This is a genomic window from Streptomyces sp. NWU339 (assembly GCF_003143855.1).
In the GTDB taxonomy this organism is placed as follows: domain Bacteria; phylum Actinomycetota; class Actinomycetes; order Streptomycetales; family Streptomycetaceae; genus Streptomyces.
On the sequence record NZ_QFRK01000044.1, the window covers coordinates 1 to 12,261 of the forward strand.

Below are 12,261 nucleotides of genomic sequence, written 5' to 3' on the forward strand. Positions count from 1 at the left end.
GTGTCGGAGGAGGTGGCGGGGGCGTGGGAGCGGGGGGCGGCGGGGTCGGCGTGGGTTCGGGCGGCGGTGGAGGTGGCGGGGGTGTCGGTGTGGGCGTGGGCGGCGGGGCGGAGGGTGAACAGGGCGGGGGGAGCGGCCAGGTCATGCTGCCGGCGACCGCCACCGCCTCCGTTCCCCCCGGGCCCGTCGAGGCGTAGGCGCAGGCGTCGGCCGTCGCCGCGCCGGGGGCGCCGACGAGTGCCCAGGCCAGCGTCGCCACCGCCAACGTCCTTACGGCGAGCGCGGATCGGGTCGGTACAAGTCCTTGCACGACGGAGATCATGAGCCGGGACAGGTCGGGACACGCGCGAGCTCCGGATGAACGCCCCGATGGAGTTAAATCCATCATCTTCCGGTTGGCTCCGGGCTGATCACCCGTTGGGGAGAATCGCACTGGCGTGCGATGCGGCAGGAGGCGGGTGGCCGGATCGGGGCGGAAGTACGGGTTCCGGAAGAAATATGAGCCGCCGTTGAACACGTCAGGTGTCTTCGTGCGTACTCCACGTCGAGCGGCGGCGCAGCAGGGCGCTGCAACACCCTTGCGATGATCTGGAGTTGAGATGAAGACCTCCTGGCGGACCGCCTCACTGGTGGTGAGCGCCGCGGCGGTGCTGACGCTGACGACGGCGTGCGGTCAGGACACCGCGCCGCCGGCCAGCAGCCAGAACGTCGGCGCCTCGGCCGCGCCCGGGGACCTCGGGGGCATCGACACAGGGGCCGGCGCGGCGTCGCCCGAGGCCCCCGCCGGCGGCGTGGGCACGTTGGGCGTCGCCACCAACGCCGAACTCGGCGAGCTGGTGACGGACGAACTCGGGCTCACGCTCTACCGCTTCGACCAGGACACCGCGCAGCCCCCCAAGTCCAACTGCGACGGCGACTGCGCCAAGACCTGGCCCCCGGTGCTCGCCGACGACGCCAAGGCCGGCAAGGGCATCGACGCGTCACTGCTGGGTGAAGTCACCCGGGCGGACGGCACCAAGCAGCTCACCGTCGACGGCTGGCCCGCCTACCGCTACGTCAAGGACGTCAACGCCGGCGACGTCAAGGGCCAGGGCGTGGGCGGCAAGTGGTTCGGACTGACCCCCGAGGGCAAGAAGGCGCAGGCGGCCGACCTGCCCGGTCTGTCCACCCGAAAGGACCCCGAACTCGGTGAGATCGTCGTCGACAAGGACGGCATGACGGTCTACCGCTTCATGAAGGACGAGGCCTGGCCGAAGCCGGTCTCCGCCTGCACCGGCGCGTGCCTGGAGAAGTGGCCGGTGGTGGCGCCGGTCGACATCAACGACACCAAGGGCATCGAGAAGAAGAACTACATGAAGTTCACCCGCCCGGACAACGGCGCCGAGCAGCAGACGATCTACTGCTGGCCGATCTACACCTTCGCCGGCGACAAGGCCCCGGGTGACACCAACGGCCAAGGCGTCGGCGGCACCTGGTACGCCGTGCGTCCCGACGGAAAGCCGGTCGGCGCGCCGGAGAAGTAGCAACCTCCCCAGGACGTCGTCCGCTTCGGCACCACCGATCCCGGTCCGCCCCTCCGCGCCGCACGGAGGGGCGGACCGTTTTGCCGTGATTCACCGGAACTCGTGGAAATTTCGGTTCCTTCTCCCGCGCTCTCCCCGCGTTTCGCCGCACAGTGGAACTCTCCGGAATGCCGCGGATACTTTTCGTGACGTTTTCGCGGGGGCGTCAATTTGGTATGTGCCACTGGCAGTGACCGGGAACGGATGGTCAATTTCCTTCTGGGGTCGCTCCCTTGGCGGGCGATCAGTAGCCTCGGCTCGAACACCGGATCGCCTACGCTGTGGAGAGATACATGGAGCGTCCCGCCTGGGCCCCACGGAGCATCGACATCACGGTGCCCAGTGTTTCCCGGATGTACGACTACTACCTGGGCGGTTCGCACAACTTCGAGGTCGACCGGGAAGCGGCCCGCAAAGCCATGGAGTTCATGCCGGGACTGCCCAAGGTCATGCAGGCGAACAGGGCGTTCCTGCGCCGGGCAGTACGTTTCGCGGTCGGCGAGGACGTCACCCAGTTCCTGGACATCGGCTCCGGCATCCCGACATTCGGCAACGTCCACGAGGTGGCGCAGGCGGCCGCTCCCGGCGCGCGGGTGGTCTACGTCGACCACGACCCGGTGGCCGTCGCGCACAGCCAGGCCGTTCTCGACGGCAACGAGGACGCGGGCGTCGTCGCCGGGGATCTCCGCAAGCCCCTGGACATCCTGGCGAGTTCCGAGGTGGGGCGCCTGATCGACCTGAACCGGCCGGTGGCGCTGCTGCTCGTGGCCGTACTGCACTTCGTGGAGGACGCGGACGACCCGTACGCGGCGGTGGCCGAACTGCGTGAGGCCCTCGCACCCGGCAGTATGCTGATCCTCACCCATGCCTCGTACGAGGGAATTCCGTTGCCTCCGGAGCGGGCCGGTGGCGCGGTGGACGTGTACAAGGACATCCGCAACCCGTTGATCATGCGCTCGCGTGACGAGATCGCGCGGTTCTTCGAGGGGTACGACATGGTGGAACCCGGACTGGTGCCGATGCCGCGGTGGCGGCCGGACACCGCACCGGAGGACGAGGATCCCTACGAGCTCTCCGGGCTCGCGGGCGTGGGGCGTACCGCGTGAGCGCGGAGCCGGACGGGCCGGAGGGCAGACTGCGCCGGTTCGCGACGATCTGGAGCCGGGCGGTCTTCCCCGTGACCTCGACGTCGTCGACCCGGCCCGAGTTCGAGGAGCAACTGCTCCCGCTGGCCCGACGATTGAGTGAAGCGTTGCTGGCCAGGGCCTTCGACCCGGACGTCGGCCAGGCGGTCGGCGCCGCCCTGATCCAGGCGCACTGCACCGACCCGGAGGCGCTCAGCCGGACCCTGGACTGCGTGGACGCCTACCTCGTCCTGTACTGCGGCGGGGACGGCGACCGCGAGGACCTGCGGGCGCGCAGCGCCAGACTGCAGCACGCCATGGCCGCCGGTTTCGCGCGGGCGCTGCGCGAGCGGGCGCTGGCCGAGCAGGAGGCCATCGCCCAGGCCGCGCTGGAGGCGCAGGGCGCGGTGGCGCAGGCCCTGCACGCCACCGAGGCCAGGTTCCGCGCGGTCTTCGAAGGCGCGGCGATAGGAATCGGCATCGCCGACCTCGACGGCAACGTCCTGCAGGTCAACGGCGCCCTGCGGCGTATGTTCGGACTGTCCGAACAGGGCCTGCGCAGCCGCAACGTCAGGGAGTGGACGCACCCCGACGACGCCCCGCAGACCTGGAACCTCTACGACGAGCTGGTCCGCGGCCACCGTGAGCACTACCACCTCGAGAAGGCGTTCCACCGGCCCGACGGAACGGTCCTGTGGACCAATCTGACGGTGTCCCTGCTGCGCGACACCGACGGTGAGCCGCAGTACCAGCTCGCCCTGATGGAGGACACCACCGAGCGGCGGCTGCTCAACCTCCGGCTGCGCTACGAGGCCACCCACGACGCGCTCACCGGTCTGCCCAACCGCACGTTCTTCTTCGAGCGGCTGGAGAAGGCGCTCGGCGCCGGCCCCGGGCAGCGCTTCGGCCTGTGCTACCTCGACCTGGACGGCTTCAAGACCGTCAACGACAGTCTCGGGCACGCGGCCGGCGACCGGCTGCTCGTCGAGGTCGCCGACCGGCTCCAGTCCTGCGCCACCGCGCCCGGCGAGATGGTCGCCCGGCTCGGCGGCGACGAGTTCGTGGCGCTGACCACGGGCCCCGACACCGAGCACACGGTCGACGAGCTCGCGGCCCGCATCATGAACGCGCTGCTCGCCCCCATCGGCGTCGACGGCCGCGACCTGACCGTGCGCGGCAGCATCGGCATCGTCGAGGGACCGGCCGGGGAACGCAGCCCGGCGGAGGTGCTGCGCAGCGCCGACATCACCATGTACCGGGCCAAGTCGGCGGGCGGCAACCGTTTCGAGCTGGCCGACCCGGAGTCCGACGCCCGCGCCATCACCCGGCACGGACTCACCACGGCACTGCCCGCGGCCCTGGAGCGGGGCGAGTTCTTCATCGAGTACCAGCCGCTGGTCCACCTCGGCGACGGCAGCGTCCGGGGCGCCGAGGCGCTGGTGCGCTGGCTGCACCCGCAGCACGGCGTGCTGTCCCCGGACCGGTTCATCCCGCTCGCCGAGCACACCGGGCTGATCGTCCCGCTGGGCCGCTGGGTGCTCGAGCAGTCGGTGCGCCAGGCCCGCGCGTGGCAGGAGCGGCGCGGAGGCGCGGAGGCGCTCGGCCCGCTGCGCATCAACGTGAACCTCTCGCCCTGCCAGCTCACCCACCCCGGCCTGGTCCAGGACACCGTGGACATCCTGGAGCGCACCGGTGTCGAGCCGGACGCGCTGTGCCTGGAGGTGACCGAGTCGGCGCTGATCGGCGCGGACGACGACCTGCTGAAGCCGCTGCGCCGACTGGCGGAGATGGGCGTGGACATCGCCCTGGACGACTTCGGCACCGGCTACTCCAACCTCGCCAACCTGCGCCGCCTCCCGGTGAGCGTCCTCAAGCTGGACCGCTCCTTCACCCAGAGCATGCAGCAGTTCCCGGCCGACCCGGTCGACCTCAAGATCGTCGAGGGGATCGTCTCCCTGGCCCACAGCCTCGACCTCGCCGTCACGGTGGAGGGGGTGGAGACGGGGGCGCAGGCCGAGCAGCTCCGCATACTCGGCTGCGACACGGCGCAGGGCTGGTACTACGCCCGCCCCGGCCCACCGGAACGCCTGCACGACCTGGCCCTGGCCGACGCGACGGGCTGACGCCGGGCGGACCGGCCCACCGGCTCACCGCTCCAGGAGCATCCGCTGCAGTTCCCGGGCCGCGCGGGGCGGAGCCACGTCGCTGCGGTGGGCCAGGGCGATGGTGCGGTGGAGACCGGGGCGGGCCAGGGGGGTGACCCGCAGGCCCTGCCCGGACCGTGCGGCGACCATGCGGGGCACCACGGCGACGCCCAGCCCCGCCCGCACGAAGCCCAGCACGGCGTCCATCTCCCCGCCCTCCACCGCGAAGTCCGGTTCGAAGCCCTCCGCACGGCACGCGGCCACGGTCAGCTCCCGCAGGTCGTAGCCGTGCCGGAACATCACCAGCCGTTCGCCCTCCAGATCGGCGACGCGCACGGTACGCCGGCCCCGGCCGGGCTGAGGGGCGTCCGGGGAGGACACCACCACCAGGTCCTCGCGCAGCAGCTCCACCGTGGTGAGGGCGGGGGAGGGGGTCGGCAGGGGCAGGACGACCAGGGCCAGATCGAGCGCACCACGGGCCAGCTCCCGTACCAGGTCGTGGGAGCCGCTCTCCTCGACCAGCAGCCGGACGCCCGGGTAGCGGTCGTGGAAGGCGCGCAGCACGTCCGGCAGCAGACCGGTGCACAGGCTCGGCGTCGCCCCCAGCCGTACCCGGCCGCTGCGCAGCTGCACCAGCTCCTGCACCTCGTGCCGGGCCGTGTCGGCGTCGGCCAGGATGCGCCGCGCCAGCGGCAGCAGCGCCTCGCCCGCGTCGGTGAGCGTGATGTTGCCGCGCGCCCGCAGGAACAGGTCCGCCCCCAGCTCCCGCTCCAGCGCCTTGATCTGCTGCGAGAGGGACGGCTGCGCGACATGGACCATCTCGGCGGCCCGGGTGAAGTGCCGAGTCTCGGCGACCGCCACGAAGTACTGGAGCTGCTGGAACTGCATGGGGCCAATATAGACCTTCCATAGGCGGTAGCTATGGAAACGAGCTGGACCATGTCTTGGACCGATGGGGTCCTTTGGCTCTAACGTCTTGTGACATGGCTCTGGCAACGCGGACGGACCGACGGCCGTCCATGGCGCGCACCGTGTGGGACTCGACCGTCGGCAAGAAGACAGTGATGGCCGTCAGCGGTCTGGTCATGCTGCTCTACCTGGTCGCCCACATGATCGGCAACCTGAAGATCTACTTCGGGGCCGTCGAGTTCAACGAGTACGCACACTGGCTGCGCACCTTGGGTGAGCCCCTCCTGCACTACGAGTGGGCGCTGTGGGTGGTCCGGGTCGTGCTCGTCGTCGCGGTCGTCGCCCACGCCGTCTCCGCGTACCAGCTCAGCCGCCGCGACATCAAGGCGCGCCCCAGCAAGTACGTCCACAAGAAGGCGCGGACCAGTTACGCCACGCGCACCATGCGCTGGGGCGGGATCATCCTCGGCCTCTTCATCGTCTGGCACATTCTCGACCTGACCACCGGCACCGTGCACTCCGGCGGTTTCGAGACGGGCAAGCCCTACCAGAACGTCGTGGACACCTTCTCCACCTGGTACGGAAACGTCATCTACATCGTCGCGGTGCTCGCCCTCGGAATGCACATCCGGCACGGCTTCTGGAGCGCCGCCCAGACCCTCGGCGTCGGCAGCCGCACCCGCGACCGCGCGCTCAAAGCCGCCGCCAACGTCCTCGCGCTGCTGCTCACGATCGGCTTCGTCGCCGTACCCGTGGGCGTCATGACCGGAGTGGTGAGCTGAAATGACTGCCTACGCTGCTTACACCGAGTACGCGACCGGTGAGCCGGTCGCCGACACCAAGGCCCCGTCCGGGCCGATCCACGAGCGCTGGGACACCCGCCGCTTCGAGGCCAAGCTGGTCAACCCCGCCAACCGGCGCAAGCAGACCGTGATCGTCGTCGGAACCGGACTGGCCGGCGGCTCCGCCGGAGCCACGCTCGCCGAACAGGGCTACCGCGTCATCCAGTTCTGCTACACGGACTCCCCGCGCCGGGCCCACTCCATCGCCGCGCAGGGCGGCATCAACGCGGCGAAGAACTACCGCAACGACGGCGACTCCGTCCACCGCCTCTTCTACGACACCGTCAAGGGCGGCGACTTCCGGGCCCGCGAGTCCAACGTGCACCGCCTCGCGCAGATCTCCGTGGAGATCATCGACCAGTGCGTGGCCCAGGGCGTGCCCTTCGCCCGCGAGTACGGCGGCCTGCTCGACACCCGCTCCTTCGGCGGCGTCCAGGTCTCCCGCACCTTCTACGCCCGCGGCCAGACGGGCCAGCAGCTCCTCCTCGGCGCCTACCAGGCGCTGTCCCGGCAGATCGCCGCCGGGAACGTGGAGATGCACCCGCGCACCGAGATGCTCGACCTCGTCGTCATCGACGGCCGGGCGCGCGGGATCGTCGCCCGGGACCTGATCACCGGGAAGATCGACACCTATTTCGCCGACGCCGTCGTCCTCGCGACCGGCGGCTACGGCAACGTCTTCTACCTGTCGACGAACGCCATGAACTCCAACGCGACCGCCGTCTGGCGGGCGCACCGGCGCGGCGCGTACTTCGCCAACCCCTGCTTCACCCAGATTCACCCCACCTGCATCCCGCGCACCGGCGACCACCAGTCCAAGCTGACGCTGATGAGCGAGTCGCTGCGCAACGACGGCCGCATCTGGGTGCCGAAGGCGAAGGGCGACGACCGTCCGCCGAACGAGATCCCCGAGGACGAGCGCGACTACTACCTGGAGCGCATCTACCCGTCCTTCGGCAACCTCGTCCCCCGCGACATCGCCTCCCGCGCCGCGAAGAACGTCTGCGACGAGGGCCGGGGCGTCGGCCCCGGCGGCCAGGGCGTCTACCTGGACTTCGCCGACGCCATCGAGCGCATGGGGCGGGGGGCGGTGGAGGCCAAGTACGGCAACCTCTTCGACATGTACCAGCGGATCACCGACGAGGACCCGTACCGGGTGCCGATGCGGATCTACCCCGCGGTGCACTACACGATGGGCGGCCTGTGGGTCGACTACGACCTCCAGACCACCGTCCCCGGCCTGTTCGCCATCGGTGAGGCGAACTTCTCCGACCACGGCGCCAACCGCCTCGGCGCCTCCGCGCTGATGCAGGGCCTGGCGGACGGCTACTTCGTCCTCCCCGCCACCATCAACGACTACCTCGCCCGCAACCCGCACAAGGACGAGGTCGACGCCGACCACCCGGCGGTGCAGGAGGTGCTGGCCGAGACCGAGGACCGGCTCAACTTGCTGCTGTCCGTGGACGGCGACCGCACCCCCGACTCCTTCCACCGCGAACTCGGCGAACTCATGTGGGAGTTCTGCGGCATGGCCCGTACCGAGTCGGGCCTGCGCAAGGCGCTGGAGCGCATTCCGCAGATCCGTGAGGAGTTCTGGCGCCGGATCAAGGTGCCCGGCACCGGCGAGGAGTTCAACCAGTCGCTGGAGCGGGCCAACCGCATCGTCGACTACCTGGAGCTCGCCGAGCTGATGTGCCTCGACGCGCTGCACCGCTCCGAATCCTGCGGCGGCCACTTCCGTGAGGAGTCCCAGAGCCCCGAGGGTGAGGCGGCCCGCAGGGACGAGGAGTTCTCCTACGCGGCCGCCTGGGAGTTCACCGGCACGGGCGAAGCTCCCACCCTCCACAAGGAAGACCTCGTCTTCGAGTACGTCCAACCCACTCAGCGGAGCTACGCATGAAGCTCACCCTGCGCGTCTGGCGGCAGAAGAACGCCGACGCCGACGGCGCCATGTCCACGTACGAGGTGGACGGCATCTCGCCCGACATGTCCTTCCTGGAGATGCTCGACACCCTCAACGAGGAACTCACCCTCAAGGGTGAGGACCCCGTCGCCTTCGACCACGACTGCCGCGAGGGCATCTGCGGCGCCTGCTCGCTGGTCATCAACGGCGACGCCCACGGCCCCGAGCGCACCACCACCTGCCAGCTGCACATGCGGTCCTTCAAGGACGGCGACACCATCGACATCGAGCCGTGGCGGGCGTCGGCCTTCCCGGTGGTGAAGGACCTCGTCGTGGACCGGTCGGCGTTCGACCGGATCATCCAGGCCGGCGGCTACGTCAGCGTCCCCACCGGCTCCGCGCCCGAAGCGCACGCCACGCCGGTGCCGAAGCCGGACGCGGACTTCGCCTTCGAGCACGCCGAGTGCATCGGCTGCGGCGCCTGCGTCGCGGCCTGCCCCAACGGCGCGGCGATGCTCTTCACCTCGGCGAAGATCAACCACCTCAACGTGCTGCCGCAGGGCGCGCCCGAGCGCGAGACCCGGGTGCTCGACATGGTGGCGCAGATGGACGAGGAGGGGTTCGGTGGCTGCACCCTCGCCGGCGAGTGCGCCACCGCCTGTCCGAAGGGCATCCCGCTGACCTCCATCACCGGGATGAACAAGGAGTGGCTGCGGGCCACGCGCAAGGGGGCCGGCCGGTAGCCACCGGGCGGGCAGCGGGAGAACGTTCGCCAGGGGGCGGACGGGCGGGACCGGGAGTGGTGCTCATCCCTGGTCCCGTCTGCTGTCCGGGTGACGCCTGGCATTCAGCATCCCCACATCCGTACTCCCGGCCCAGGTCACGTGCACGCCAACCGGCACAGGCAGAAACAAGGGGAGCCCCACCTTCCCCGCTCCGGCGCGTGACCAGGAGAGAGCCATGACCGGCGTGCTGACCGCAGACCACCCCGCGAAGCCCGCGGCACCCACCCGTTACACCGTCACCCTCGCCCGCGACGAGGAGGACGTGCGCGCCGCCCAGCGACTGCGGCACGACGTCTTCGCCGGCGAGCTGGGCGCCCTGCTGTCCACCCCCCAGCCGGGCCTGGACGTCGACCCCTTCGACGCCTACTGCGACCACCTGCTCGTGCGCGAGGAGGTGAGCGGCCAGGTCGTCGGCACCTACCGGCTGCTGCCGCCGGAGCGCGCCGCGGTCGCCGGGCGCCTGTACGCCGAGAGCGAGTTCGACCTCGGTGCGCTCGACCCGATCCGGCCGGGCCTCGTCGAGGTCGGCCGCTCCTGCGTGCACCCCGACCACCGCGACGGCGCGGTCATCGGCCTCATCTGGGCCGGCATCGCCCGCTACATGGTCGACCGGGGCCACACGTGGCTGGCGGGCTGCTGCTCCATACCGCTCGCCGACGGCGGCGCGCTCGCCTCCGCCACCTGGGACCGGGTGCGGGGCAAACACCTCGCCCCCGAGGAGTACCGCGTACGCCCTCTGCTCCCGTGGCGGGCGAACCCCGGGACACCCGCGGCGCCCGCGGCCCGCACCGAACTGCCCGCCCTGCTGCGCGGCTACCTCCGGCTCGGTGCCCGGGTCTGCGGCGAGCCCGCGCACGACGTGGACTTCGGCGTCGCCGACCTGTACGTACTGCTGCCGATGGACCGGGTGAACCCGCGCTACCTGCGGCACTTCCTCTCCCTCGTACCGGCCTGATGAGCGTCTGGCTGCCCGCCGCGCCCTGCACCCCGAGCGGCTGTGTGGAGCCGACGGGGGCCGCGACGGCCGTACCGAGGGCGGTGCTGCGGCTGACGGCGCTCGCCCTCCTGGTCCTCGCCGGGGTGGCGCTGCTGCCGATCGGCCGGCGGGTCCCGGCGGGGCTGGTGAGCCGCTGGTGCCGGTGGATCGTGCGGGCCGCCGGGGTCCGGGTCCGGGTCACCGGCGCCGCCCCGCCCACCGGCGGGCTGCTCCTCGTCGCCAACCACATCTCCTGGCTCGACATACCGCTGCTGGGCGCGGTCCGCCCGGCCCGCATGCTGGCCAAGTCCGAGATACGGCGGTGGCCGGTGGCCGGGCGGCTGGTCGGACGCAGTGGCGTCCTGTTCATCGACCGTGACCGCTTGCGCGCCCTGCCGGACACGGTCGCCCGGATCGCCGGGGCGCTGCGTGAGGGTGCGGCGGTAGCCGCCTTCCCCGAGGGCAGCACCTGGTGCGGCCGCCGGCAGGGCTCCTTCCGCCGGGCCGTCTTCCAGGCGGCGCTGGACGCCGGGGCCCCGGTCCAGCCGGTCCGCATCCACTACCGGAGCGCGCACGGAACGCCGGCCACCGCCGCGGCCTTCGTCGGCGACGACACCCTGTTCGCGTCCCTGTGGCGGGTGGTCGCGGCCCGCGGTCTGATCGCCGAGGTCGAGGTACGGGCCGCGATCACGCCGGGCACCCACTTCGACCGCCGCGCCCTGGCCGCCGCCGCGCAGCCGCCGACCGGCGACCTCGGGCGGGACCATCCGGCCGAAGACGTCAGACGGGGGCCACCAGAAGTGAGCGCTGTTGAAAATTAAGTGCTTTTTATCCCTTACGTGAAGTTTCCACGGTGATGATGAGGACATCCGGACGGGAGTGACACCCTGAAAGGAGGGTGAGGCCAGATGATCACCCGCGATGAGGTCAAGATCCTCCTGGACCACCCCGTCTACGACGGAGAGGGCAACAGGATCGGTGAGGCCAAGCACGTCTTCTTCGACGACATGAGCGGCCGCCCCGAGTGGGTGAGCGTCAGGACGGGCATGTTCGGCTCCAGCGAGTCGTTCATCCCCATCCGTGACGCCGAACTGGTGGAGGACCACCTCGAAGTCCCGTACCTCAAGGACAAGGTCAAGGGCGCACCCGACGTCGACATCGACGCACAGGGCCACCTGTCGGAGTCGGAGGAACACCGGCTGTACGAGTACTACGGCATCGACTGGAGCGGTGTGCTGCGCGACGACACCGCGCGCTCCGGCGAGGGCCGCGGCGACCGGCACCCCGGCATGGGCAAGGCGGGAACGGCCGGCGCGGCGGGTGCCGCCAGCGCGGCCGGTGCGGCGGGCGCGGCCGGTGCGGCGGGCGCGGCCGGGATGGCGGGCACGACGGGGACCTCGGGTGCCGCTGGAACAGCCCGCACGACGGGCAGGGACCGGGCAGTGAACACGGCGACGGCCGGCGCCGCGGGAACACCGACGACGGCTGGGAAGGCGGGCCGGACCAGCTCCGCGGCCGCCGCCGGGACCACGGGCAGGACCACCGCGCGCGGCGGGCCGGGTGCCGCTTCCATGACGCGCATGGAGGAGGAGATGCACGTCCGAGTCGAGCGACGCGAGACCGGACGGGCCAGGCTGCACAAGTACGTCGTGACGGAGGAGGTCGAGAAGACCGTGCCGGTGCGCCACGAGGAGGTGCACGTGGTGCGCGAGCCGATCACGGAGGCCGAGCGCGAAGCCGCGCTCTCCGGCACCGAGATCGGCGAGGCCGACTACGAGATCACGCTGCACGAGGAGCGCCCCATCGTGGAGACCAGGGCGGTACCCGTGGAACGGGTACGGCTGACCATGGAGGAGCGCACCGAGAACGAGACCGTACGCGGCCGGGTCCGCAAGGAGCGCATCGAGAGCGAGGGAGTACCGGACGACACCCTGCGGAGCGACGACGCGACCCGGCGGGGCCGCGACGTTCCGCGACGCGGCCGCGGCTGACCGGACGGAACCGCGTGCGCGCCGC

General features: G+C 71.1%; 11 protein-coding genes. 10 read left to right on the plus strand and 1 reads right to left on the minus strand.

From position 1 onward, the window contains the following. The 4 genes from DIZ27_RS46570 to DIZ27_RS34140 all read left to right on the plus strand — a co-directional run. On the plus strand, nucleotides 1–197 hold a 197-nt coding region (locus tag DIZ27_RS46570), incomplete at its 5' end, for a hypothetical protein (protein WP_219933681.1). Nucleotides 198–599: 402 nt separating this feature from the next. Continuing rightward, nucleotides 600–1,523 (plus strand): SCO0930 family lipoprotein, encoded by a 924-nt coding sequence (locus DIZ27_RS34130; RefSeq protein WP_109382285.1) that lies wholly within the window; start codon nucleotides 600–602, stop codon nucleotides 1,521–1,523. A gap of 332 nt (nucleotides 1,524–1,855) precedes the next feature. Next, a complete protein-coding gene (locus DIZ27_RS34135) occupies nucleotides 1,856–2,668 on the plus strand; it encodes an SAM-dependent methyltransferase (RefSeq protein WP_109382286.1) in 813 nt (270 codons plus the stop codon). After that, nucleotides 2,665–4,809 (plus strand): bifunctional diguanylate cyclase/phosphodiesterase, encoded by a 2,145-nt coding sequence (locus tag DIZ27_RS34140; RefSeq protein ID WP_109382287.1) that lies wholly within the window; start codon nucleotides 2,665–2,667, stop codon nucleotides 4,807–4,809. Before DIZ27_RS34135 ends, DIZ27_RS34140 begins: the two co-directional genes overlap by 4 nt. 24 nt (nucleotides 4,810–4,833) lie before the next feature. Here the strand turns inward: DIZ27_RS34140 and DIZ27_RS34145 are convergent, their stop codons facing one another. Further along, complete coding sequence (locus DIZ27_RS34145; protein ID WP_109382288.1) at nucleotides 4,834–5,718, minus strand: LysR family transcriptional regulator; 885 nt, start codon at nucleotides 5,716–5,718, stop codon at nucleotides 4,834–4,836. Between the two features lie 131 nt (nucleotides 5,719–5,849). Here DIZ27_RS34145 and DIZ27_RS34150 point away from each other — a divergent pair, with 131 nt between their 5' ends. The 6 genes from DIZ27_RS34150 (at nucleotide 5,850) to DIZ27_RS34175 (ending at nucleotide 12,236) form a co-directional block, all read left to right on the plus strand. Beyond that, a complete protein-coding gene (locus tag DIZ27_RS34150; RefSeq protein WP_109382289.1) occupies nucleotides 5,850–6,521 on the plus strand; it encodes a succinate dehydrogenase in 672 nt (223 codons plus the stop codon). Nucleotide 6,522: 1 nt separating this feature from the next. Beyond that, nucleotides 6,523–8,481 (plus strand): fumarate reductase/succinate dehydrogenase flavoprotein subunit, encoded by a 1,959-nt coding sequence (locus tag DIZ27_RS34155; RefSeq protein ID WP_109382290.1) that lies wholly within the window; start codon nucleotides 6,523–6,525, stop codon nucleotides 8,479–8,481. Next, nucleotides 8,478–9,227: a succinate dehydrogenase/fumarate reductase iron-sulfur subunit gene (locus tag DIZ27_RS34160; RefSeq protein ID WP_109382291.1), complete on the plus strand. Its 750-nt coding sequence runs from the start codon at nucleotides 8,478–8,480 to the stop codon at nucleotides 9,225–9,227. The genes DIZ27_RS34155 and DIZ27_RS34160 overlap by 4 nt, the downstream gene beginning before the upstream one ends. A 217-nt stretch (nucleotides 9,228–9,444) precedes the next feature. Then, nucleotides 9,445–10,224, plus strand: a complete 780-nt coding sequence (locus DIZ27_RS34165) for a GNAT family N-acetyltransferase (protein WP_109382292.1) — start codon at nucleotides 9,445–9,447, stop codon at nucleotides 10,222–10,224. Further along, nucleotides 10,224–11,066, plus strand: a complete 843-nt coding sequence (locus DIZ27_RS34170) for a 1-acyl-sn-glycerol-3-phosphate acyltransferase (RefSeq protein ID WP_109382293.1) — start codon at nucleotides 10,224–10,226, stop codon at nucleotides 11,064–11,066. The genes DIZ27_RS34165 and DIZ27_RS34170 overlap by 1 nt, the downstream gene beginning before the upstream one ends. 87 nt (nucleotides 11,067–11,153) lie before the next feature. Beyond that, on the plus strand, nucleotides 11,154–12,236 hold the full coding sequence (locus DIZ27_RS34175; protein ID WP_109382294.1) for a DUF2382 domain-containing protein: 1,083 nt from the start codon (nucleotides 11,154–11,156) through the stop codon (nucleotides 12,234–12,236). The last annotated feature ends 25 nt before the right edge of the window (nucleotides 12,237–12,261 follow it).